This window comes from Leptothermofonsia sp. ETS-13 (assembly GCF_049200465.1).
Classification (GTDB): Bacteria; Cyanobacteriota; Cyanobacteriia; order Leptolyngbyales; family Leptolyngbyaceae; genus Leptothermofonsia.
This window is the reverse complement of record NZ_CP120836.1, coordinates 91,365-115,874: the sequence shown is the minus strand read 5'-3', so window position 1 is coordinate 115,874 and position 24,510 is coordinate 91,365. Positions and strand designations below refer to the sequence as shown.

22 protein-coding genes are annotated in these 24,510 nt (G+C 50.7%); 5 read left to right on the top strand and 17 right to left on the bottom strand.

Features of this window, described 5'->3' with window-relative positions:
• Nucleotides 1–90: 90 nt before the first annotated feature.
• The 4 genes from P4D80_RS00550 to P4D80_RS00535 form a co-directional block, all read right to left on the bottom strand.
• Nucleotides 91–1,089, bottom strand: coding sequence for a DnaJ C-terminal domain-containing protein (locus P4D80_RS00550; protein ID WP_421656918.1), 999 nt, complete (start codon nucleotides 1,087–1,089; stop codon nucleotides 91–93).
• A 145-nt stretch (nucleotides 1,090–1,234) separates the two neighbouring features.
• Nucleotides 1,235–1,669 (bottom strand): Hsp20/alpha crystallin family protein, encoded by a 435-nt coding sequence (locus P4D80_RS00545; RefSeq protein WP_421656917.1) that lies wholly within the window; start codon nucleotides 1,667–1,669, stop codon nucleotides 1,235–1,237.
• A 273-nt stretch (nucleotides 1,670–1,942) separates the two neighbouring features.
• Nucleotides 1,943–2,506 carry an AAA family ATPase gene (locus P4D80_RS00540; RefSeq protein ID WP_421656916.1) on the bottom strand — a complete coding sequence of 188 codons (564 nt, stop codon included), beginning with the start codon at nucleotides 2,504–2,506 and terminating at the stop codon, nucleotides 1,943–1,945.
• A 60-nt stretch (nucleotides 2,507–2,566) separates the two neighbouring features.
• Entirely contained in the window at nucleotides 2,567–3,853 is a 1,287-nt protein-coding gene (locus P4D80_RS00535; protein ID WP_421656915.1) for a glucose-1-phosphate adenylyltransferase, read from the bottom strand.
• Between the two features lie 198 nt (nucleotides 3,854–4,051).
• Here P4D80_RS00535 and P4D80_RS00530 point away from each other — a divergent pair, with 198 nt between their 5' ends.
• Nucleotides 4,052–6,865, top strand: coding sequence for an MGH1-like glycoside hydrolase domain-containing protein (locus tag P4D80_RS00530; protein WP_421656914.1), 2,814 nt, complete (start codon nucleotides 4,052–4,054; stop codon nucleotides 6,863–6,865).
• 316 nt (nucleotides 6,866–7,181) lie between these two features.
• Nucleotides 7,182–8,129 carry an L-histidine N(alpha)-methyltransferase gene (gene egtD, locus P4D80_RS00525; protein WP_421656913.1) on the top strand — a complete coding sequence of 316 codons (948 nt, stop codon included), beginning with the start codon at nucleotides 7,182–7,184 and terminating at the stop codon, nucleotides 8,127–8,129.
• A gap of 77 nt (nucleotides 8,130–8,206) precedes the next feature.
• On the opposite strand, the gene P4D80_RS00520 is transcribed toward egtD, so the two are convergent.
• The 5 genes from P4D80_RS00520 to P4D80_RS00500 form a co-directional block, all read right to left on the bottom strand.
• Nucleotides 8,207–8,812, bottom strand: coding sequence for a hypothetical protein (locus P4D80_RS00520; protein WP_421656912.1), 606 nt, complete (start codon nucleotides 8,810–8,812; stop codon nucleotides 8,207–8,209).
• 327 nt (nucleotides 8,813–9,139) lie between these two features.
• On the bottom strand, nucleotides 9,140–11,473 hold the full coding sequence (gene recJ / locus P4D80_RS00515; RefSeq protein WP_421656911.1) for a single-stranded-DNA-specific exonuclease RecJ: 2,334 nt from the start codon (nucleotides 11,471–11,473) through the stop codon (nucleotides 9,140–9,142).
• Nucleotides 11,474–11,888: 415 nt separating this feature from the next.
• Nucleotides 11,889–12,455, bottom strand: a complete 567-nt coding sequence (locus P4D80_RS00510; RefSeq protein ID WP_421656910.1) for a GNAT family N-acetyltransferase — start codon at nucleotides 12,453–12,455, stop codon at nucleotides 11,889–11,891.
• Entirely contained in the window at nucleotides 12,452–13,294 is an 843-nt protein-coding gene (locus tag P4D80_RS00505) for a PD-(D/E)XK nuclease family protein (RefSeq protein ID WP_421656909.1), read from the bottom strand. The genes P4D80_RS00510 and P4D80_RS00505 overlap by 4 nt, the downstream gene beginning before the upstream one ends.
• A 15-nt stretch (nucleotides 13,295–13,309) precedes the next feature.
• The gene (locus tag P4D80_RS00500; RefSeq protein ID WP_421656908.1) at nucleotides 13,310–13,894 is read right to left on the bottom strand and encodes a PAP/fibrillin family protein; all 585 of its coding nucleotides are present in this window, start codon (nucleotides 13,892–13,894) and stop codon (nucleotides 13,310–13,312) included.
• Between the two features lie 176 nt (nucleotides 13,895–14,070).
• Between P4D80_RS00500 and P4D80_RS00495 the strand changes: the two genes are divergently transcribed.
• Both P4D80_RS00495 and mraY read left to right on the top strand, forming a co-directional pair.
• Nucleotides 14,071–14,310, top strand: coding sequence for a DUF3134 domain-containing protein (locus P4D80_RS00495; RefSeq protein WP_421656907.1), 240 nt, complete (start codon nucleotides 14,071–14,073; stop codon nucleotides 14,308–14,310).
• A 229-nt stretch (nucleotides 14,311–14,539) separates the two neighbouring features.
• A complete protein-coding gene (gene mraY, locus P4D80_RS00490; RefSeq protein WP_421656906.1) occupies nucleotides 14,540–15,634 on the top strand; it encodes a phospho-N-acetylmuramoyl-pentapeptide-transferase in 1,095 nt (364 codons plus the stop codon).
• A gap of 196 nt (nucleotides 15,635–15,830) precedes the next feature.
• On the opposite strand, the gene P4D80_RS00485 is transcribed toward mraY, so the two are convergent.
• From P4D80_RS00485 to P4D80_RS00450, 8 genes are all read right to left on the bottom strand, one after another.
• A complete protein-coding gene (locus P4D80_RS00485) occupies nucleotides 15,831–16,598 on the bottom strand; it encodes an HAD family hydrolase (protein ID WP_421656905.1) in 768 nt (255 codons plus the stop codon).
• 11 nt (nucleotides 16,599–16,609) lie between these two features.
• Nucleotides 16,610–17,779, bottom strand: a complete 1,170-nt coding sequence (locus tag P4D80_RS00480) for an AI-2E family transporter (RefSeq protein ID WP_421656904.1) — start codon at nucleotides 17,777–17,779, stop codon at nucleotides 16,610–16,612.
• 99 nt (nucleotides 17,780–17,878) lie between these two features.
• Entirely contained in the window at nucleotides 17,879–18,100 is a 222-nt protein-coding gene (locus P4D80_RS00475) for a hypothetical protein (RefSeq protein ID WP_421656903.1), read from the bottom strand.
• Nucleotides 18,101–18,326: 226 nt separating this feature from the next.
• Nucleotides 18,327–18,704 carry a Uma2 family endonuclease gene (locus P4D80_RS00470; protein ID WP_421656902.1) on the bottom strand — a complete coding sequence of 126 codons (378 nt, stop codon included), beginning with the start codon at nucleotides 18,702–18,704 and terminating at the stop codon, nucleotides 18,327–18,329.
• 94 nt (nucleotides 18,705–18,798) lie between these two features.
• Nucleotides 18,799–18,933 carry a hypothetical protein gene (locus P4D80_RS00465; RefSeq protein WP_421656901.1) on the bottom strand — a complete coding sequence of 45 codons (135 nt, stop codon included), beginning with the start codon at nucleotides 18,931–18,933 and terminating at the stop codon, nucleotides 18,799–18,801.
• 146 nt (nucleotides 18,934–19,079) lie between these two features.
• The gene (locus tag P4D80_RS00460) at nucleotides 19,080–19,760 is read right to left on the bottom strand and encodes a cysteine hydrolase family protein (protein ID WP_421656900.1); all 681 of its coding nucleotides are present in this window, start codon (nucleotides 19,758–19,760) and stop codon (nucleotides 19,080–19,082) included.
• Nucleotides 19,761–20,374: 614 nt separating this feature from the next.
• Entirely contained in the window at nucleotides 20,375–20,818 is a 444-nt protein-coding gene (locus tag P4D80_RS00455) for a DUF4168 domain-containing protein (RefSeq protein ID WP_421656899.1), read from the bottom strand.
• 320 nt (nucleotides 20,819–21,138) lie between these two features.
• Entirely contained in the window at nucleotides 21,139–21,798 is a 660-nt protein-coding gene (locus P4D80_RS00450) for a cobalt-precorrin-8X methylmutase (RefSeq protein ID WP_421656898.1), read from the bottom strand.
• A 244-nt stretch (nucleotides 21,799–22,042) separates the two neighbouring features.
• Between P4D80_RS00450 and P4D80_RS00445 the strand changes: the two genes are divergently transcribed.
• Nucleotides 22,043–24,220 (top strand): CHASE2 domain-containing protein, encoded by a 2,178-nt coding sequence (locus P4D80_RS00445; protein ID WP_421656897.1) that lies wholly within the window; start codon nucleotides 22,043–22,045, stop codon nucleotides 24,218–24,220.
• The last annotated feature ends 290 nt before the right edge of the window (nucleotides 24,221–24,510 follow it).

Below are 24,510 nucleotides of genomic sequence, written 5' to 3'. Positions count from 1 at the left end.
TGGCCATTAACGGATCACCAGCTGCATGAACCAATTTTACAGATGTAAATCCTTCAAAATTTGCAGGGTTGGGGAGTGGGGTGGCTCGCTTCAAAGCCTCATACCCTTCAAGCTGCTGCGAGGATCATAGCTACGGACAGAGCGAAGTTTTTCGTAAAGTTCGCGCTCGCTGGGGGTGAGGGTTTTGGGTGGGGTAATGACAATGCGAACGATCTGGTCGGTACGATCGCCCTTTGGATTGCGCCAACCCTTTCCTCGGAGACGCAGAGATTGCCCTGAACGGATGCCAGGAGGTACGTTCATGGTTACAGGGCCATCTGGTGTGGGAACTTCCACCTGTGCCCCCAAAACCGCTTCATCTGGAGAAATGGGCACTTCGCAGGTCAGATTTTCCCCATCGAATTGGAAGAACGGATGGGGCGTAATTTCAACTGTCAGGTACAGATCGCCCCGCTGACTGGTGTAATAGGGGCTGTACTGCCCTTTGCCCTTAACGCGAATTCGGCTTTTGGGTTTGGCTCCCGGAGGGATGCGGACTTCAAACTCTTCACGCCCCAGTACCAGCCGTTTTTGAACACCGTGAAAGGCTTCTGAAAGGCTCAAAGTAATCGTTGCTTCTGTATCTAAGCCAGTGCCAGTATCAAACCCTGTGGAGAACCCGTCGGTGGTTGTCCGGTAGGTGCGGTAGCCTGTTTGAGTACCAGTCCGTCCAAAGCCTGTACTCCCTGTCCCCATACGACCGAGTAGTTCGTTGATAAATTCTTCAAAGCTGCCGTACTGCCCAAACTCGAAGCCATCAAAGTCCATATTGGAGAAGGGCGATCGCCCACCGGCTGAAGCTCCAGCCATTTCAGCCTGCTTCCAATACTGCCCAAAGCGATCGTATTTTTGCCGCTTATCGGGGTCTGACAGTACTTCGTAGGCTTCGTTAATTTCCTTAAATCGGGCTTCAGCCGCTTTATCGCCAGGGTTCATGTCGGGATGATACTTACGCGCCAGCTTCCGAAATGCCTTTTTGATTTCATCGGCACTGGCCGTCTTACTTACCCCTAAAATGGCGTAGTAGTCTTTGAAGTCAGTTGAAGCCATATCTCTGTAGCTAAGTCGATTATTGTCTCTATGATGCCTTACATGAGGGGTCTCCTGCTAAAGAAACAGGGTAGGGTACCTCTTTTAACAGAACCCTACCCTGGATTACGCTATACAGCGGATGTTGTCGTCGCTCCGCTAACCTCTATCCCAGGTTAACTTTAACCACCTTGTTCTTTTCTTCTTCAACTTTGGGCAGGGTCAAATGCAGGATACCGTCTTTGTACTCGGCTTTTACGTCTGTGTTCTTAATTCGCGCAGGTAGTGAGATGACGCGCTGGAATTTGCCATAGTGGAATTCAGAGCGGAAAATCCCTTTATCTTCCGTTCTGCTTGTAGATTTACGCTCACCACTGATAGAAACCGAGTCAGCCGCAACCTGAACATCCAGATCCTTAATATCAATACCCGGTAACTCAGCTTTCAGGTGAATAGCTTCTGGAGTTTCTTCCATTTCCACTACGGGCATAAAACGATCGCCATCGATAGCGCTGATTGGGCTCAGCGTATCAAACAGACGGTTCATTTCCCGCTGCAGGCTGGTAATTTCTCGAAGCGGTTCCCAACGAACAAGTGCCATAGCTCAACCTCCTTGCTGTAAGTGTCTAAGACTTAATGAACTTGTAAGACTTAACTAGCCTTGGCTCATCGTCTTCCCTATCCTGGTATCAGGATACCAAACTCCCCCGATTAGGTAAGTTCGGTTCTTGACACATCGACTGGTCGCATTGCCGAACAATTGCAGAAATGAGAGAAACTAGGGCTGGAGTCAGGGAAGTTTTGAGTTCTGAGTTTTGAATCTGACTCTCGTCTCCCTACTTACTCTAGCTTTTGGCTATCGCCATAGCAACTTCTAACCTCTTGTCACCTCAATCAACCGGTCTATTCCCTCTTCCAGCGTTGGAGGGGCACTTATCAGAGAGCGGTGCATGTCCAGAATGACGGAAACTGGCACCTGGCGATCGCGTTTCTCATTTCTTTCTAAGCACACCCACAAGGGTGGATTGAGCCACAGTCCGGTGATGCAGGTAAAGCCAGAAATGCGGGCCAAGGCGATCGCGTCCCGGCGTTGTTTTCGGACGACGTTAGTGGCATCGTAAATAGCTTCCTGAACCATTCCAGCGCCGATCTGCTGAACCGTCTGCCGGAATTGCTTTTCTACCTCGTTCCAGACTTTTAGCCAGGGACCCTGAACGGCTTCATCGCCAAAAAGCTCTGCGCGGATTCGGTCGGTAGAAATCAACCGCCGCTCAGGACACTCCTGCAAAAGCCTGGCGGCGACTGAAGATTTGCCACTCCCCGGAAGCCCGATCAGGAGAATCAGGTGGGAAGTGGGAGGAGGGAGGGTGAAGAGGTGATGGAGTGGAGGGGGAGAGGGGTGCATAAGAAAATGAGTGATGGGGTGATAGTACTCCATCACTTCATTACTCCATCACATTAATTTATTCGTCTCTAATCAACTAACAACTAACAACTCCTAAATCACCGTGCCATCAGGAATTACGGCATTCTTCAGCACGACTACAATGCCACTACGGATGTAGAAGCCGAGGTTTTCTCGTTCAGCTTCTTCAATCCGGTCTTTGTTGATGATGCGGACGTTGCAGCCGATGCGGGCGTTTTTGTCAATGATGGCCCGACGAATGATGGTATCAGCACCGATGCCGACAGCTGGAATGTGGGCATCGTCAAAATGCTCTCTACTCTGACGCTCAGCAAAGGGTTGGTAGTAGTCAGCTCCCATGATCAGGGTGTCTTCGATGGTGCTGCCCCCTTCAACCCGCGATCGCACCCCCAACACTGAATGGGTAACGGAGCAGTTCTTTAGAATGCAGCCTTCGCTGATAATGGATTCCCGGATGTGGCAATCCAACAGCTTGCTAGGCGGCAGGAAGCGGGTGCGGGTATAGATGGGTGCTTTTTCGTCATAGAAGCTAAAGGGTGGGCGGGGTTGCTGGGTAAGGGCCAGGTTAGCGTCATAGAAGGCCGCGATCGTTCCAATGTCTTCCCAGTAACCCTTAAACAGGTAAGCCTGGATATTGTAATCAGCCGCGGAGGAAGGAATGATTTCTTTGCCAAAATCCGTTTGTTCCGGTGCCTGCCGCAGTAGTTTGCCCATCACCTCTTTCTTAAAGACGTAAATTCCCATCGAGGCGATGAAAGGAAACTGCTTCGCCTCACTTGGGGACAAACCCAGAACGGAAGTATCTACTTCCATTGCCTTGAGGGCATCTCCCTTGGGCTTCTCGCTGAAATTGATCACTCGCCCCGACTCATCAATCTTCATTAATCCAAAATCGGAAGCGCGGCGGTAGTCCATGGGTACAACCGAGATGGTAATGTCTGCTTCGGTTTCCCGATGGCGGCGGACAAAATCGGCGTAATCCATCCGATAGAGGTGGTCTCCGGATAGGATTAAATATTCGGAAACATCCCATTCTTGGAACAGCCAGAGGTACTGCCGTACTGCATCTGCCGTCCCCTGAAACCAGTTCGGATTTTCTGGCGTTTGTTGAGCCGCCAGCACTTCTACAAAACCATCGTTAAACCCGCTGAAGTTATAGGCACGGGCAAGATGACGGTTCAAAGAAGCGGAGTTGAACTGAGTCAGAACGTAGATCTTGTAGATCTCTGAGTTGATGCAATTACTAACCGGAATGTCAATCAGTCGGTACTTACCTGCGATCGGTACGGCAGGCTTGGCACGTTGTTTGGTCAATGGGTAAAGGCGAGTTCCTGCGCCGCCACCCAGAATGATTGCCAATACTCTTTTCACGAGAACCCCCATCTGCCAATCTGCGATCCCACTTCTAGTGTGGGACGCGACGGCACTGTTTGCAAGGTCTCTAGACAACAAGAATCAAGTATTTTTTGACAAATTTATTCTGTCTAAAGGCAGTTCTCAGACAAAACTCAACTACCAGAGGCTTAATAAACGTAGCAGGATAGTTGGGAGCTAGCCATGCCTTCAGAAGAACGACGATTAGAGGACGATCGCACTCAAAACATTCCCTGGCACAGGTGGGGGCCTTACCTGAGCGAACGTCAGTGGGGAACGGTGCGGGAAGACTACAGCCCCCATGGTTCCGCCTGGGACTATTTCAGCCATGATCAGGCTCGCTCCCGTGCCTACCGCTGGGGAGAGGACGGGATTGCCGGAATTTCAGATGAACACCAGCAGCTTTGTTTTGCGATCGCCCTCTGGAATGGGCAAGACCCCCTTCTGAAAGAGCGGCTGTTTGGATTGACCGGACTCCAGGGCAACCACGGAGAGGACGTTAAGGAATACTACTTCTACCTTGACAGCACCCCCACCCACTCCTACATGAAGTGCCTTTACAAATATCCTCAAGCGGCCTTTCCCTACACCCAACTGATTGAGGAAAACCAGCGTCGTGGGAAGCAAGACCTGGAATTTGAACTGATGGATACCGGGGTATTTGATGCCGACCGCTACTTCGATGTTTTTGTGGAATACGCCAAACAATCTCCCGAAGATATTCTGATCAAAATTACCGTGGCGAACCGGGGACCGGAAGCTAAACCCCTTCATTTACTGCCCACCCTCTGGTTTCGCAACACCTGGTCATGGAACCGCAAGGCAAGCAGACCTGTTTTGAAAGCAATTCATTCCGAAGGAAATCTTCACATCGTCGAAGCTGTTCACCACAAGCTTGGAAAGCGCTGGCTTTATTGCGAAGGGATGGGAGCCTACAACCACATGCCCCTTCTGTTTACCGAAAACGAAACCAATTCTGAACGGGTATTTGGAGTTCCCAATGCCTCACCCTATGTAAAAGATGGCATCAACCGTTATGTGGTCGAAGCGGAAGCAGAAGCCATCAATCCAGACCAGATGGGCACAAAAGCCGCTGCCCATTATGTTTTGAACCTGGGGGCCGGGGAAACCAAAACGATTCGGCTGCGCTTCAACAACATTCCGCTCTATCGGGATGGAGCCGCGAGCAGCCCATTTGCGGACTTTGACGCCATCTTTGCCACCCGCCAGCAGGAAGCGGATGCCTTCTATCAACGCTTGACTCCCTTTCCACTGGATGACGATCGCCGCCGGATTCAGCGCCAGGCCTTTGCTGGCATGCTGTGGAGTAAGCAGTACTACCACTACACAGTGGACACCTGGCTGAAGGGCGACCCGGATGTCGTTCCCCAACCCCCAGAACGCAAAAAGGGGAGAAACCACGACTGGATTCACCTGGACAGCGAAGACATCATTTCCATGTGCGACAAGTGGGAGTATCCCTGGTTCGCCGCCTGGGATCTGGCATTCCACTGCATTCCCCTGGCCATGATTGACCCGGAGTTTGCCAAGCACCAGTTAGATTTGCTGACGCGGGAATGGTACATGCATCCCAATGGGCAAATTCCAGCCTACGAGTGGGCATTTAGTGATGTGAATCCGCCAGTTCATGCCTGGGCTACCTGGCGGGTTTACAAGATTGAGCAAAAGATTTGGGGACAAAGCGATCGCCTGTTTCTGGAGCGGGTTTTTCAGAAACTCCTGCTCAACTTTACCTGGTGGGTCAATCGCAAGGATGTGGAAGGCAAAAACGTCTTTCAGGGAGGCTTTTTGGGGCTGGATAATATTGGCGTATTTGACCGCAGCGCAGCGCTGCCGACAGGAGGCCATATTGACCAATCAGATGGGACGAGCTGGATGGGGATGTATTGCCTGAATATGTTGGCGATCGCCCTGGAGCTGGCAAAAACCAACCCCGTTTACGAAGACATTGCAACCAAGTTCTTTGAACATTTCATCTACATTGCCGACGCTATGAACCATATTGGCGAAGGAGAAGCCAGCCTCTGGGATGAGGAAGATGGCTTTTATTATGATGTGCTGCACCTGCCTGAAGGGCGTCAGGTCACGATGAAGATACGGTCTATGGTGGGGTTGATTCCCCTGTTTGCAGTTGAAACGATCGAGCCCGAAATTCTGGACCAGCTACCGGCTTTCAGGGAGCGGTTGGAATGGTTCATTGAAAACCGTCCTGATCTGCGTCGAAATGTGGCCTGTATGCGAACTCAGGGTGTGGGAGCTCGCAGGCTACTGGCGATCGCCGATACGAATAAACTCCGTCGCATTCTGCAAAAAATGCTGGATGAGTCCGAATTTTTTGGACCCTATGGCATTCGCTCCGTTTCCCGCTATCACGCCGGGCATCCCTACATCTTCTATGCCAATGGCAACGAGTTTCGAGTGGACTACACTCCCGCCGAATCGACCAGTGGATTGTTCGGTGGTAACTCCAACTGGAGGGGGCCAGTCTGGTTTCCCGTGAATTTCCTGCTGATTGAGTCGCTGCAAAAGTTCCACTACTACCTGGGGGATGATTTCAAGGTGGAGTGCCCTAAGGGTTCGGGGCAGATGCTGACTCTATGGGAAGTGGCCTGCGAACTTTCCCAACGGTTGACGCGTATCTTTCTCACCAACGTGGCGGGCCAGCGTCCAGTTTACGGGGCAAGCAACAAATTTCAGATCGACCCTCACTGGCGCGACTACATCCTGTTCTACGAATACTTCCATGGGGATGTGGGAGCAGGAATTGGAGCCAGCCACCAGACAGGCTGGACAGGGTTGGTGGCTAAATTGATCCAGCAGTATGGCGAATATACTGCCCAAAACCGCGCTCCCGATCAGCAAAAAAACACAATCAAAGGTGATTTTAGAAGAAATTGCCGAATCTATCGCCCTGAAGTGAAACCGTACTCGCTCAGAATCGAGTTTTTGCTGACGATCGCGATCACTGAACGTTAGCCTAAAACTATTCCGCATTTGCACGGCGTTGCTGAAAAGCTGTATGAATCGAACCGAAGTTTCGAGCATACAGCCTCTATTTCATATAGCTCTACGCGGGTGCGTTAGGACATTGGAATTAGAGAGGGAGTAGGGGCTTCGCCCCCAGCTAGGGGTACTACCCCTGCACCCCGTCCTAACCATAATGACTACCGCTATATCCAGATTCAGCAATGCTTTCACCCACTACAACAAGGAGAACAGGCCGTAATGATTGGACACCAGGAAACCCCTCGCCTTCGCTGGATCACGCTCAATTCCGCTGAGGCAGAGGCTGATGAAGGGTTGGATATCATCCAGGGGGTTGCAGCAAACTCCCAAATACCTTCCCTGTCGTTATTTTTATGACGATCGCGGTTCCCAACTCTTTGAGCAAATCACCGACCTGCCAGAGTACTATCCCACCCGCATTGAACAGTCCATTTTGGAAAACTGTGCTTTAGACATCGCCCGGTTAACCGGATCTTGCGAACTAGTAGAACTGGGCAGCGGTAGCTCTCGCAAAACACGGATTTTGCTGGAAGCCTACGACACGCTACACAACGAACTGCAATACTGTCCAATCGATGTCAGCGCCGGAATTTTGAAAACGACAGCCCTCGATCTGCTGAATTCCTATCCCCGGCTTAAACTGTGTGGTCTGGCAGGAACCTATGAGCAGGCCCTGGCCCAACTTCCCCCCAGAGAACTGGAAAACCGGATGCTGATCTTCCTGGGCAGCACGATTGGAAATTTGAATCAGGAAGAGTGCGATCGCTTCCTCACCCTCATCCAGCAAGCCCTTGAACCGGGAGAGTTTTTTCTTCTGGGTGTAGACCTGCAAAAGGATATTTCAATCATTGAAGCAGCCTACAACGATGCCCAGGGCATCACCGCCGCCTTCAATCTCAATATTCTCAACCATCTCAACTGGCGGTTTCAGGGCAATTTTGACACCGACCAGTTTGAACACTGGGCATTCTATAACCCGATCAAGAACCAGATAGAAATGCACCTCCGCAGTCTGACCCTGCAAACGGCCAGGCTAGAAGTCCTCAATTTTCAGGTGGCACTGGAAGAAGGTGAAACGATCCACACTGAAATTTCCCGCAAGTTTCATCTCCCAACCCTGATGGCAACCCTGGAGGCTAAAGCCCTGAAGCCATTGCAAACTTGGACAGATCTCAATGCCTGGTTCGGCCTGGTACTCTGTCAGCGACAATGCATCGGGGCTGAGTGCCCATAGAAGAGATCCGTACGGCAGCATTTTTAATGCATTCGCTGCTCATCCACCCCTCCACCCCTCCACCCCTCCACGTAGCACTAGCGCCCTCGTAGCTCAGTTTCTAACTTGGGAAGGTCGCTTTTCAGAAAAACAGTGGCTCTGCCTGTGTAGGCAAAACCGTTGTCGTTCGTGGCAATTTCGAGCCAGTAGGCATAGCGATCGCCCTCGCGCACTTCTCCCTGAATTTCAGCCAGTAGAGGAGTTTTTTGATTCACAGCCTGATTCACATTCGCCCGGTCCGGGTATTGGTAAACAACCCTGGCGTTGATATAGTCCTGATAAATAACGGCTCCATAAATTGCTCTGAGCGCTTCTTGCAGGCGAGCCACCGTGACACCGTTGATCATATCGTAGATAGAAATTTCTTCAGTCCGAATGATGCCCCCAGTTGGACCAGGCGAACTTCTGCCCACCTGAAGCAGGGATGACCGGAACTGAAACCGCTGGGCTGGTGTTGCACTCTTGCGGATGAGCAATTTTTCGCCACTGGCTGGCCGCAGGGTGGGATGGGACTGAATCCAGGCTTCGGCTTCATCGGGAGATTGCCCCGGTAAAGCCTGTACCTGCCCTGCTATTAGCAACAGGGAAATGCCCATTCCCAGGGAACTCATGATCTGGGCTGGATGTTTAAGACGCTTCCCCACACTCCTCACGGCCTTCTCCCTGCCATCTATCAGCTGATACCTTTCATCTGCTGCATGTCTCATACCAAATCCCGCAAATCAGACTATGGCTCTACGCAAAAGTGCTAGTGGTTTATCAGTTTTATAGCTATAGCCACCAGGCTTAGAACGGGGTGCAGGGGCTTCACCCCGTCCTAACCACAATCACTACCGCTACACAAATGATTGACAGCACAGGCGCAGAACTTTGTGACCCTGCAGAAGACTTATCAGTCAAATTCAGGGAACTGGTATCACTTCGCCATCTTGCCACCAGTTTTTTACTTTGGAACACAAAGTTGTGATAGTTCACTCAAACCTGGTTTGGGCTGCCACCATTTGGATGGTAGTCAGTGGTACCTGATAGAAGTATTGGCGACGGAACTGTTCTTCCCGGATGGCGGTAAAAAAGGCTGTAACGGCGTTACGGAATGCTTTTTCACTTGCCTGCCGTTGCTGCCAGGCCACCTGTAGAGCATTGTCAGTGTAGCTGAGGCTAAAGCCAAGGGGTGCCAGCGTTCGAAAGCCCAATTGCAGGGTGCGATCGCCAATCCCCAATCGCTCCAGTACCTGTTGTCGGGTGGCTGTTTTTCCGGTGCGGCTCAGGTATTTGGCAACTCCCACCAGTTGTTGCCAGATTTCCTCCGGCGGGATAAGCGATGGAGGCGGGTAGGCGATCGCCAGAGGCCGCTGTTCCTGGCGCGATCGACGGAACCAGGTCTGAAATTCGCCCCAACTGCTGGGGCACTGTCGCAGCAGGAGGGGGGGGGATGTTTTGAATTTTGAATTTTGAATTTTGAATTGAATTTCTTCCGGTGCTTCCCGCCAGTCCAGGAGCCAATCGGTTTCAACAAAGGGTTGAATTGGGCTGGCATCACGGGAGCGGACGGCCAACAACCGCACTTCGTAGCGTTTCTTGTAGTTGTTGCTGTCCAGTTCTACGATCGCGTCGCACCGGCCAGAGGGCAGTTCATCCCGATAGTGCCCCCACCAGACTCCGGCAAACCCTTCTGAGACAGATTCATCCCACAGCTCAAACTCGGTTTTGATGTATTGTACCGATTGCCCTTTCCTGTCCTGGAGTTTCCGATTCCAGCCATTTGTGAACCAGCAGTTCTGGATCAGGAGTTTGGGAACGGGGTTGCCAATGCCGCAGGGTTCCAGCAATTTCAATTCCTGAAACAACGCTTTGCCCAGTTCCTGCACCTGGACAACTAAATCCACCTGAAGATGGGGAGCCGCCTGAGCTGGATCAACGGACTGCCGTAGTTTCTGATTAATTCCATCGGTAAACAGGGGCAAGTTTTCAATCGGCAGACTCAAGCCTGCGGCATAAGGGTGACCGCCAAATTTGGTCAACAGGTGCTCCTGATCTTTCACCAATTGATACAGATCGATATTGTTAATTGAACGGGCAGAACCACGGGCGATTGCCCCTCCCTCTGTGCTTAACAAAATGGTGGGACGGCCATACTCCTGCGCCATTTGTCCGGCCACCAGCCCCAGGACGCCAATTGGCCACTGTTCATCGGCCAGCACAATCACGCTGGTGGTAGACAGATCAAGCTGAGTCAGGCGTCGGGCAACCTGCGCCGCCACTTCTTTCTGCAATGCTTTGCGGCGGGTGTTGGCCAGTTCCGTCGCTTCTGCCAGATGGGTGCAAAGGTGGGTGTCCTGGCTGGTGAGCAGTTCAACACAGAAATGGGCATCCCCATGAATGCGGCTCACGGCGTTAATCCGGGGACCCAGACCAAAGGAGATGTCAGTGGGGCGATCGCCGCTGCGTTTGCAAAATTCCAGCAGTTTCGCAACACCAGGGTGGGTTGCCGTGGCGGAGTTCGATTGCTTCTGCAACTGTTCAATCCCCCGCTGCGCCAGATAGCGGCAGTCTCCCTTCAACTCCACCAGGTCTGCAATCAGCCCGATCGCCACCAGATCCAGCAATTGCGCCAATGGCTTCTGCGGCACGTCAGGTAACGTCTCATACAGTGCTTCTACCAGTTTGTAGGCAACGGCGACTCCAGATAGGGTTGCCAGTGGATGGTTTGTCGGTAAATAGCGGGGGTTAATAATGGCCGTCACTGGTGGACGCTCGGCTGGCAGGGTGTGGTGATCGGTCACAATCACATCCATACCCAGGCTTTGAGCATACTCAATCTCGTCCAGGTTAGTACTGCCCGTGTCGCAGGTCACGATCAAACGGCAGCCCTGGCTATGCAGTGAGTCAATACCCGGTTGCGACAAACCATGGGACTCCGTGAGACGGTTGGGAATGTAGTAGAACAGAGTCTTCTGCTGAGTGAAGAACTGCCCCAATCCATCCCACAGAACAGAGGTTGCAGTCACCCCATCGGCATCAAAATCTCCCCAGATTGCCACTGCTTCCTGATGGGTATAGGCTTGATGCAAGCGCTGAACAGCCCATTGCATCTCTTCCCCAAAGGCAAAGGGGCTGGTGGGATGATAGTGCTGGGGGTTGAGAAAGCCTGCTAACTGTTCCGGGTCTTGAATCCCTCGCTGCCATAGCAGTTGGGTAATAAATCGTCCATCGCTGTCGGACACCTGCTGTCTGACCGCCTGCACAAACCATTCAGGTGGTTTGGTTGAGGATTGAATTTGCCACTGAAGGTCGCGATCAGGCATACCTGCATTTAAGTACTTTGGATCAATTCCTTTCTACCGTAACCCTTACTTAGGAGAAACCACTTCAATCACCAGGGACGGAGCAGGCATATCAGCAAGCAGTAAGGCTTTGTTTGAGACCAGAGATTGCCTGGGCTGATTCCTCCGTCATGCGCCGGTTGGTTACGGGGACATCCTGCGATCGCTCCTGAGTCGTTTTCCCAATCCTACTCTAGTAGTCTGTCAAGCAGATTTTGAAGGGTTGACAATCCTTCAAAACCCTCTAAATTGGTTTTCCTGGGTTTAGATAACCAGGCAAAGTTCCTTTGATGACCCACTAATAGACAAGACCATAAATTTAGACCATAAATTTAGACAAGACCATAAATTCTGCCCATCCCCACCCACCCACATTGAAACTGAATCGCAATTCGCTTCAGGATTGGTTAGGACGGCGACGGGGGCGTTTCCAGACCTGACGTTCGGCCTTTTCTCGTTCGTAGGCAATGAGTTTGCCGTAATATTCGTGTTTACTCAAATTCATCGATAGAAAAATGTGCTTACGTATATTACCAAAGCCTTTGCGAGTAAAAAATTTGACTGCCGGAATGTTTTCTGGATCGGTGTCTACCATCATGAACCGTGCCCCATCATCAATCATCCGTTCAACCAGCTTATCGACTAGGCGATCGGCGATCCCACGTCGATGATAGGCCGGGTTCACACCTAGCCAGATAATGTAGCCGTAGACCCAGGAGGCTTTGTTGATGATGGTGCCCAAAATAAAACCCGCCAGCTGGTCTTCTACTTCTGCCACTAAGCAGTACTCTGGGTCAGTGTTATAAAGTCCAATCACCTCCCACTGGTCCCAGGTGCGGTAGATATATGGGTACAGGTCACTGGTGAACAGGGTCTCCCCCAAGTGATAAACAGGAGCCAAGTCATTGATGTCCATGTCCCGAATACTGATGGGGAGGGGTTCATCCTTAGGCGTGTCAGTCATAGAGGAATTTCCTGGATGTCTGCCAGGTTGGGTAGGGTGAAATCGCTGGATAAGGAGTATTTGTTCTGGATGGGCTCATGATCTACAGGGGGAGATGGAGTGCGATCGCACCGGATTGCATAATTACAGGAATCGCACAAACTGGCTCCCAGCGATACCTGGGGAAAGGATTCCCCAGCCTGATAACGCTCCAACCAGTGAGTCAATTGAATGAGCAGTTGTGTCAGATCGCGGCGGGTCTCCTCATGGCGAGCGGTGTCATACACAACGGTGAAATGTTGAGCTTCCTCCGATGCCTCCCCTTCCGCTTGAAAAAACCAGTAGGTCATGGAAATTTGCTCTGGTAAATAGAAACCCGTTTCAGCCAGGACAAAAGGATAGAGACGAGTTTGCCAGTTTTGCAGAAGCCAGCGCGGATTCTGGGGCTGGGGGTAGGTTTTCCAGTCTAAAATCTTTGCCTGGGCTGAGTTGGAAATCAGTAAGTCATAAGCGACAGTCAGCAGGTAGCCCTGGAATTCGACTGTGAGAGCATATTCGCTCTGGCGCAGAACATTGCCGCCCGGCTTGTCCAGCTTCAAGATCTGGGGCATCGCCTTTGTAAAGGATGAAAACCAGCGCTGAAGCTGGGTATCTTCCTCAACAAAGGGTTCAATCGGAAGTTCAAGCTGCCACTGCTGCATCAGGAGGTGAAACTGGGAACCTGCGGCTAGCCTTTCTAGCTGCTCAGGGGTGGTGGGCGAAGCCAACTGCTCCAGGTAGGTATGCTGAAACTTGCGGGGGCAGGCGGAAAGCAGGTTGAGATGCCCCTGGGATAGGCGGAGGGGAGGGAGGGGGTTCACTAGAACATCACCTCCTCAAGCTCTGGTTAAGACAAATACGCTGCCTTCGTTTCCCCGGCCAATCCGCAAGTCTTCATCGAGATAGGTGATATCAATCCATCCCTGCTGATCACGGTTCTCAACATTGAAGTTGATCGCCGCCAACCTCTGCCCCGATTCAATTTGCTCAATAAAACGGCTGGGGGTTTGATAGCCGATCAGGCGCTTTAGTCCTAGGATCGATCGCTCAAATTTGACATTGACGCGACGTTCAGAAACGGGTTGAAACCGGGCAGCGACGCTGACCAGTCCTTCTAGCAGGGGAAGCCCGTACACTTCGGCAATGTTGTAGACCTTCAGTTCAGCCACCCGAACGCATTGATAGACCTGTCCCAACTTTAAGAAAGGAAACTGATCAATTCCCAAAATGCCACCGCTGGTGGTGTACAGGAGTCGCCAATCCCCGTTCAACAGGTCAGTGGCTTCTACCGGGCGGGGGTTGGGGGTGCGGTCTTCGAGCTGGGCGATCGCCGCTAAGATTGCTTGCTTTTCAGTGCCCGACGCCAATAAACCCCGATTTTTACCAGCGATCATTTCTAATAGTGCCGCTTTGCCAATCATTGCTAGTATTCCTAATATTTCCTGTAGAATCCTGAATTTGGAAAAAAATCTTGCAATTTATTTCTATAGTGATACACTCTGGGTGTTTCATCCGGGAGAAAGGTGGACGTCCTGTCCATAATGTCTAAAGATCTAGAATAGTAGGCTGTTCATATTGTCGATCCGGTTTTCAAAATATGACGTATAATCCATCTCTCCGCGAAGAACCTCGAAACCAGCGGGCTGCTGTTATCCCTCTCAAACAAGAGTCTTCCATACTGGACTGGCTCGAAAGTAGCGGTCGTCTTCTGGCCCGGGAAGGGAATGAGTTTGATTACCTGGAAGAGGAAGGCGAAGACATTAGTGACCTGATGGGCGGCGATGACGGAAGCTTCGATCTGGACGATGACGATGATGATCTGGAACTGGAGGACTAGTGTTTGCAACGTGGGGGTTTGGGGGTGAAGCCTCCAGGCAGGGGTTCTACCCCTGCACTCCCAACAAAACTTTCGTTTTGCTGTACTAGTTGGCTTAGCCGGATTGATCCTCCAGCCATTTCATTGAGAGTGCATCTTTTGAACGCCTTCTTTGATAAAAATCGTTGCGTTTTTGCGAGACAGGCGCTGAGGCGTGTGTGTGTAGTGTGTGGAGTGAGATAAGAGACCTGTGGACGCAAAGTTATTTTCTAGTCGGGCGGTAAGCCTTTCAGGAGCTCTGCTGTTTATTCTGTTGACTGCTGGATTGAGTCTTGTTGCTGTATTTCTAGATGTTTCAGCGGGGCGGTTTGGGCAGCCTGTTTCGCTGGCGCTTCCCCTCTGGATTTGTGCTCTGGCAACGGCAGGATTGGGGTTTTGGGTGGTACCAATGTTGCGATCGCTCAAAGCCGGGCAGATTATCCGTGAAGATGGTCCCCAGGCCCATCTCAAGAAGGCGGGTACTCCAACGATGGGAGGCATCTTCTTTTTGCCCGTTGCGGTTGTAGTGGCTCTGCTGTGGTCGGGGTTTTCTACCCATGTGATGGCCGTTTCTGCTCTCACCCTTGCCTATGGGGCAATTGGCTGGCTGGATGACTGGCAAATTATTCGGCGCAAGTCTAATAAAGGCATTTCTCCCCGCATGAAGTTAGGGCTTCAAGTAGCTTTTGCCTGCCTCTTTTGCCTCTGGCTTTGGTTAACTCAGCCATCCACCATTACTTCGATCGCATTACCATTGGGTCTGGTACTGCCTCTGGGGCTTTTGTTCTGGCTGCTGGCAGGTTTTGTGCTGGTATCAGAGAGTAATGCGACCAACCTGACCGATGGGCTCGATGGCCTGGCGGCGGGAACTGTGGCGATCGCGCTGTTTGGGCTGGGTGCTTTAATTGCCCCCTCCTACCCTGACTTGATGTTGTTTTGTGCCTGCCTGAGTGGAAGTTGTCTCGGCTTTCTGGCTCATAATCGCAATCCTGCACGGGTTTTCATGGGCGATACAGGTTCCCTTGCTCTGGGGGGTGCCCTGGCAGCCGTGGCGATTTTGACCAACAGTCTATTTGCGCTGTTAATTTTGAGTGGGTTATTCCTGGTCGAAACCCTATCCGTTATTGCCCAGGTGGCTTATTACAAGGCCACCAAAGGGCCTGATGGAATTGGCAAACGTCTGTTCAAAATGTCTCCTTACCACAACCATCTGGAGCTTTCTGGATGGACTGAGACTCGCATTGTGGCTTTGTTTTACCTGGTGGGGGGATTGCTGGCATTTCTTACCCTGGCTATTTGTAGATGAGATTGGGAATATTTTTAAGTAGCTAGGCGCAATTAAATTAAGGATAAATTTGGGGATGGAAGGGGTAAACCCTCTGCCTGGACGTTCACCCCTATTCTCTCTTTACAATTAATGATGGCTATCTACTTACTACAGACAATCAGCCGCAGATTTAGCGCATTACTACTTAGCGCATTACTACAAGATTAATAGCACCTTAACCGTTTATCCTCAGCAACGCTTCTGCCAAAGCCAGATCAAAATAGGTGGCTTCCTGGGGCAAGGGTGTTATGGCTTTAAATGGCTGATCCGGTTCGCCCAAATGATTTAGCACCAGTGCAGCACCGGAAAAATCATCATCCTGAGTGTATCCATTGAAGGTGATAACCGTCCTTAGACCCGCCTGAGTAGAGGCTTTCAACCCCTGATATGAATCCTCGATCGCCAGGCAAACCTCTGGCGGCAGACCTAACCCATGCAGCGCATATTGGTAAATGTCGGGTGCTGGCTTCTTGGCAGGAACAATATCCCCCGCTGCAATTACATCAAACCAGGTAGGGCTATCGGAGCCCAGCCTTGCCTCTAACAAAGCCAACACATTTTCCGGGTCACTGGTAGTTGCGATCGCCAGCCGTACCCCTTGCTCCCGTGCTTCTTGAATCAACCGCTGCACACCGGGCCGCAACGGAATTAGCCCCTGTTGCATTAATTGGCAATAGTAATGCTTCTTCGCTCGATGCAGAGCCGCAGCCCAGGCCCACAGGTCATCTGCAGGACAAAAGCCGGGGTGATCTTGATTCAAATACGATATGATTCGCTCCTTTCCTCCAGCCACCTTAATCAGTTCCCTATAACGCTCTACCGACCATTCCCAATCAAGCCCGGCCTCTGCAAACGCCCGATTAAAGGCAACCCGGTGGGCATCCCGCTCGGTGTCAGCCAGCGTTCCGTCAACATCAAAAATTAGGGCCTGGAGTTGGGGCATAGGGAGAGCTTCTACTGAGAGGCATCGGAAATTTCAGGGTTTATCGTCCCTTCCTGATAATCGGGTCTGGAATCTGCATTGATTTCCTCTACGGAAGTATGCTTCAGATTGTTGTCTACCCGCTCGGTGGTTAAATTAGTTGAGGTTGGGCTATCCCAATGATCCAAAATATCTTCAATCAAGACTCTGCGTACCCAGATCTGACAAACCACCATCAGCGGAATTGCCAGCAACAGCCCCAGAAAGCCAAAGATAGTTGCAAAGAACACCTGTCCCAGTAGGGTCAGAGCTGGCAACAGGGAAACCTGTTGTGCCATTACATAGGGCGTTAACAGGTTACTTTCAAGTTGTTGAATCAGAACGAAGAGTCCAAGTACCAGAAGGGCTTTGAGCGCGGGAGTATGAGGATCAAGGAGCGATATCAGCATTGGTGGTACAACGCTGAAGGTGGGGCCAATGTTTGGAATGAAGTTGAGTAAGCCCGATAGAATTCCCTGAGCCAGAGCTGCCGGAACCCCAATTAAAATCAATCCAATGGTGCTGAAGATGGCAACCACCCCCATACTGATGATTGCACCTACAATCCATCGCCCTAAGGCAGTTTCACACTCCAGCAAAATCTTATCCACCCGATGACGGTAGAAGGATGGAAACAGACGAATAAAGCCGCGACGGTAAGCAATGGGGTTGACCAGCAGCATCAGACCCAAAACTACTACCAGAAGAATGTTTAGAATATTGCCAAAGGAACTGGAGAAGAAGGCGAACGATCCACTTAGAAGCCGGTTGATGAGTGGTTTTGCCTGTTGCTCTAGGCTTTCGACACTGGGAACATAAGGTCTAAATGGGGTTGGAATGAGCCGAACCATCCACTCTTCGATCTTGCTGTTCAGTTCTTCCCTGCCCTTAGGCACTAAAACAAAGAGCTCTTGAAATTGCCTGGCAAATGGCGGCACTATCAGCCAGAAGAACACCACTATCACAATCAACATCAAGAGAACGGAGAGCAAAACCGCACCCGATCGCTTGATTCCCATTTTTTGCAGCCGCTGCGCCAGCAAATTCAAGCTATTTGCCAGCACCACCGCAGCAAATACCAGTAGTAGGATCTGGCGAATCTCCCAAAGAATATAGAGAGCTGCGATCAATGCCAGAAGACCAATCCATTGCCCGATATTCACAATGGCTCCTTTCCGCCCCTTTACCCTTCACATACACTAACAACAAATAACCCTCTAAACAGGGTAGGTACGGCAGCACTGACCCCACCCATCGACCCATCACCTTTTCACCCCACTTTCTTTTTCATTGCCATCCTCTATTTCCTGTCCTCTTTCCTGCCAGCGCCAGGCCAAAATAGCTGCCATCAGTAGTGAGGGAAACCATACGGCGATCAACACATTTACAGTTGAGGCGGGAACGGACAGGCGTGGACCGATATATTTAATGGCGATCGCACATCCAACGGATAATCCAATCACTTTAAGTAAAAAAACAGCCATAAGTAAAACAACCAACCATAGCGTGAATATCGACCATTTGCACAGGGGGGTTAGCGAACGAAACCTAAGTGGAGCAAGAGTTTGACAGTAAAACCTACCCCTACCCATTCTTCGTCATTGAACCGGATTTACCGGATTTAATATTACCTGCTATGGTGCTCCTATCTGGATTGTGAAGGAGGATTCCTGCGGAATCCCCCTTCACAAAGCCTTTTTATTTCACGAGTCATTTAGAACTGCTATACATGGCAAATACTTGATTAATTGTTAGTTCCCATCCTGGAATGACATCGGATGGAATCCGTTGATCGGCTACAACTACCGTATCCTCGTACTGCCCATCGCTCCACTTACAAACGGTGATTTGTTGCATCTCCGGGTCAACGATCCAGTACTCAGTAATGCCTCTAGCTGCATACTCGGTATGCTTGTGGTGGTAGTCGCGGGAGCGATTGATAGCCCCAGGTAAAACCACCTCGATCACCAGAGCAGGTGGTGGCATATCGCGGGTAATGGTGGCACGGGTTGCTCCTGATAAGGCCGCCTTTGACTCTTCTGTATGAACCAGCAAATCCGGTAAACGACACTTTGCCCGCCGACCCATTACCTCAATTTCAATTCAATGTCTTTATAGGCAATGAGTGCCAGCGGCACATGTTTTGTTAACTCAAACAGCAATCGTTTTGCGATGTCATTATTTAATTAACTGGGCTCTCTGGAGGCATCTCGACTAACTCTCCATCCTCCAGCTCATAACGAGTCTCTGTGCCATCGTCATAGGCAAGAAATTCCTCAAAGGTCAGGAATTTAGAGCTTGTCGTCGTTCGCGTCATGGCAGTAAGGAGGGAGACATAAGAGGTGAAGGGGAGTTGGAGTGATAAGAGAGGATAGGGAATAGGTGATGGGGTGGTTGCTTCTTACACTTAGTACTCCATCACTCCATCTCTCCCTATTCCTCCTCCTACCCTCTATTTTCAAGTTAGCTAGTTGCCGCCAGTAGTGCGTTGGAATCTGCCACGGCTCCAAATACGCCACCCTGCATTTTCACCATGTTGAGGGCAGCCAGATGGTTGTTATAGTCGGTGGCTCCGGTGCAATCAGAAAGCAGGAGACATTCGTAGCCGCGATCGTTGGCATCGCGCATGGTGATGTGGACACAAACATCCGTTGTAATCCCTGCCAGGATAATATTCTGAATTCCCCTTAGCTTCAGCAGCATATCTAGATCGGTCGCATAAAAGGAGCCTTTACCTGGTTTATCAATAATTGCTTCACCCGGTAGGGGAGCAAGTTCGGGAATAATTTCCCAACCGGGTTCTCCCCGTACCAAAATTTTGCCACAGGGGCCGGGGTCACCGATGCCTGCCCCAACCTGGCGCGATCGCCACCGCTTGTTTTCTGGCAGATCAGCCAGGTCAGGGCGATGCCCCTCGCGGGTATACATAACATGAAATCTCTTTTTTCGCATGACTGACAGCACTTTTTTGATGGGTGCAATGGGTGCAGCCGTAAGCGATAGGTCATATCCCATCTGATCCACATACCCTCCCTTGCCACAGAAATCCGTCTGCATATCAATAATCAGAAAAACGGTATTCTCCGGGCGCAAGTCGCCATTGTAAGGATAGGGATAGGGGTCAGAGTCTACATAACAGCCCACAGTAAACCTCCATTCTTTTTGAACAAACTTCCCTTCACCCCTCGCTACTAACACTCAACAACTAACAACTGGGCGTTGCTGAATTCGGGTATGAATTTCGGGTATGAATATAGATGCTGTATGCTCGAAACTTCGTTTCGATTCATACTGCTTTTCAGCAACGCCAACAACTGTCCTTAGCTGCCATTTCTGCTAGCGGCACACCTTGATACAATAGGGTGGGCGCAGGAAAGCCACAGGAGGTTCCATCTGTATGCACCAGTTTCTCTTCCCAGGGAAGGCGGTAAGCGCCGTTCACTACAGGTGCAAATTTTTTGAGTCTGAGCTATTACATCGTCGGGAGTCGCAACATTAGGTAACTGCAACTGCACCAGACCCAAAACGACCCCATCGGGGGATTTATTTAAACCACCAAGTCCACTCATGCAAATCTCCTGCTAACTGCATTCCACTTATTTGGAGCTGCCATAATCAGGGTTTACAGAATCATGGAGGTTCATTAGGTATCAACAAACACTTTTTCCAGGGATTCGATACCAGCAACCATAGAATGAATGGTGCCGAAGACTGACTCCAATCTATGGCTGCAGGATCTTGATATCTGAAAGCGATCGCTAAGGGGTCTTTTTCTGAATCCGCAGTAACTCGTTGTCAATCTGCTGTTGCAGGGCCGGATCGCTGTCCTTACGGCGAGTAATCTCATTGAACTGGGTGATCGACAAACCATTGCTTTTAATGATGTCAGAAGACTCCTTCATAAACTCATCGCAGATGCTACGAACCGAAGCAGGAATCGTTGGCTGCTGACATACATTCGTGGGTACATTGCCGCCTAATTCATTCTTAGCTTCCCTGAACTTCTTCTGGCGCAAACGCTCAATTTGATAGGCCGCATTGGCATAGCTTGTAATCGCAGGATCACCCTGAGCATAAGCCGCGGAGCCAGAAAACAGATCAACCGGACGTTGAGCGATGTGAGGAGTTACTCCAAACATTAAGCTGGCAGCAGAAAGCACACTCACAATACCAATCCGCGAAAGTGTAAAACGAACTGGCAAAGTGATTAACCTCTGCCTATTTGCGGAAACAGTTCTTACAGAACGATTCAGAGTTTTCATCATGGTTGGGCGCATACCGAACACAATTAGCACTAACGAGTTTCTTCTAAACGCTTTGAATTATTTTAGAGGCGATAAGTTCCAGTGACGCGCCATCAATTTGATGGAGTTTCGGTGAAGTAGAGACAGGTGGATGGGTAACGGGGTGATGGGGTGGATGGGTGGATGGGTGGGTTTGTCAATTTTTTGTGGCAATCCTGGAAAGGGGGTCGAGGGAATCAGGGTTTCAAGGAGTCAGAGCCCCGTTTCTAGAACACCCCCTAGTCCCCACTCCCTAGTCCCTGCCTCCTGCCTCCTGCCTCCTTCTTCCTCCCCTCCCTTTCCCAGGCTAAAACCAGCAGAGCATTCAAAATAGCTGCTGCCACGGGTGAGCCTCCTTTGCGTCCATCGACTCGGATCTGGGGGACAGGGGTTTGGGCAAGGGCGGCTTTGGACTCGAGGACGGAAATGAAACCGACGGGGGCACCAATGATTAAAGCGGGCTGGCGTAGAGTGGGCAGGCAGGCGCAGAGGGCCAGTAGAGCTGTGGGTGCGTTGCCGATCACATAAATGGCCTCCGGAAACTCCTTGAAGCACTGGAGCATTCCGGTTTCGGTGCGAGTTTTGCCGGGAAGGGCTTCAGCCACCTGATCCACTGCGCTCAGGAGGGGATTGCCAAAGGTCTGGGTAACCATCGTGGCAACTCCCTGTTTAACCATACTGACATCAGTCACAATGGGAATTTGCTGCTGGAGAGCGGCGATCGCGTTCTCAATCGCTCCTGGACTGAACCGGACTAGATCCTTAAACTCAAAGTCTGCGGTACTGTGAATGACTCGCCGTACAACGGCATACTCATCAGGTGTAAAGGAGTGTTCTCCGATCTCGCGATCGATTATTGCGAAGCTCTGTTGCAGGATAGGGTGGGTAAAAAGAGGCATCAAATAGGGTTGCTTGTGGCTGTTTAGCCATAATTTACAACAATCCCCATAGATACTCTCCCGATCCATACCGCAAATCCTTCCTCTCCTTTGGGATGCTCCAAATCATAGGAGAGATTGTTAGGCTGCTTGTAGCCCTTCCGCTCCTGATGTACCGCTTCTGGACGTTATTGTTTCAGTAATTACTGGGAAATCTAATTCTGGTGCATGTCGTTTGCAGGAAAGTTTCTGGGTAATCGTCACAATGCATTCAGGCAAAGACCGAAAAATTTGGGCTGTGCTAAAAAAGGCATTGGCAGGAGGGGGACGGGTTCTACTCACAGCTTCAAGCGTTGCCGGTTGTGTGATTTTGCTGCGATCTACTGGAGTGTTGCAAGCATGGGAGTGGACGGCTCTGGATCAGTTTTTTTGCCTGCGATCGCCAGAACCTATTGATGAACGGGTCGTGGTGGTTGGCATTAACGAAACCGATTTGCAAAAGGCCAAGCAATGGCCCCTGCCTGACACGATGCTGGCCGAACTTCTACAAAAGATTCAGTCATATCAGCCCCGTGTTGTTGGCCTGGATATTTATCGGGATCTTCCCGTCGAACCGGGTCATGCAAAGCTGCTGGAAGTTTACCGCAACATGCCAAATTTGATTGGCATTGAGCAAATTAAGGATAAAGCCAGTGCAGGCGTCCCCGCCCCTCCTGTTTTGGGCGATCGCAACCAGGTCGGCTTCAACAACCTAGTATTTGATGGCGATGGTAAAGTACGGCGTGGGTTACTTTATTGGACGTTGGACGATGGCAAAGACCACGAAAGCCTGATTCTCAAATTGGCACTGAAGTATCTCAAAGCGGAAGGCATTACCCCCCAACCGTCTGCTGACAATCCCGACTACTTACAGTTAGGAAATACAGTTTTTCGCCGGTTTGAAGCAAATGATGGTGCCTACGTCCAGGCGGATGATGGCGGTTACCAGGTTCTCAGCAATTTACGAAGGCCCACCCATGCCGTCCCTATTGTGTCAATGGCAGCGGTGATAGAAGGGCAGGTTCATCCTGAAGTTTTGCGCGATCGCGTGGTGATAATTGGTTCTACCGCCATTAGCTTAAAAGATTTCTTTCATACCTCTTACAGCCACCAGCCAGGTAAGCCGCCCCAACCCATCTCCGGGGTTGAACTTCAGGCAAATTTTGTCAGCCAGATGATCAGTGCAGCCCTGGATGGGCGAGGGTTGATCAATGTCTGGACAGATCCGCTGGAGTGGTTGTGGATTCTAGTCTGGTCATGGCTGGGGGCAGAAATTGTCTGGCGGTTGCGATCGCCCTATAAATCTGCCCCAGCCGTAATTTTGGCAGGGGGAATGCTGATTACCCTTTGCTACCTGACGTTTTTAGCAGGCTGGTGGTTGCCACTGGTGCCCTCGTTGATGGCAATGTTTGGATCTGCCGTCGTTATTCTGGCTTACCTGGCCCATCTGGAGGAGGAATTCAAACGTTCCAAAGAATTCTTAAATAGTATCATCAACACCATCCCAGATCCAATTTTCGTCAAAGACCGTCAGCACCGCTGGATTGTCCTCAACCAGGCTTACTGCAAATTCCTGGGTCGCCCCCTGGAAGAGCTATTGAACAAATCTGACTATGATGTATTTCCAGCCCACGAAGCGGAGGTGTTTCGCCAGCAAGATCAGCACATCTTTGATAATGACCAGGAATACGAAAACGAAGAAGAATTTACTGACAAAGACGGTAGAACTCACCACATCGCCACTAAGCGATCGCTCCATAAAGACGCGGCTGGCAACTTGTTTCTAGTAGGGGTGATTCGAGACATCACCGAGCGCAAGCGCATGGAGGAGGAACTGAAACGCACTGCTGCCGAACTCGTTCGCTCTAATGCTGAGTTAGCCCAATCCGCCAGCCAACTTCGCCATCTGGCAAATCATGACCCCCTTACCGGCTTACCCAACCGTAAACTGTTCCACGAACACCTCAGCCAGGCTCTAACATGGGCCAATGAAAATGCACAACAGGTTGCTCTTTTGTTTCTGGATCTGGATGGGTTCAAACTAATCAACGACACCCAGGGTCACGACATTGGAGATTTACTACTGAAAGCAGTTGCCTGTCGCCTGACCGAGTGCCTGCGTGGCAGTGACACCGTTTCACGACTGGGAGGCGATGAGTTTACAGTGATCCTGCCAGCCATTCCCAGTAAACGGGATGCAGGACGAGTCGCTGAGAAAATTCTGACAACTCTTTCCCAACCTTTTGAGATTGAAGATCACACAACCTTTGTAACGACCAGTGTTGGGATTAGCCTTTTCCCTCAAGATGGCAAGGATGTAGAAACTCTGGTGAAAAGTGCAGATAATGCCATGTACCGTGCTAAACAATTGGGAAAGAACCGTTATCAGTTTGCCGCTCCGTAACACTTGCTACACGGGGATCAGCGAACACCCTCTAGGCTTTTATCAACAGGAGCTAAACCCTTCCCAAAAACTCCGGACGATGGCTGGCTGACTATGACCAATGAACTGGTAACAATGAACGGTGTACAGCGCCATGAATGTAAAAGGGGGCACGAGCCATAACTCAGGAGAGGAAAAAATCCTGAATTCTGGCTCCTGGCTTCTGGCTTCTACTCTCCAGGTCAGCCAATGGTAAGAGTTGAGGTTGCTAGCTGTCATTAGGGGGAGGAGAGACACTTATCGGAATGTCT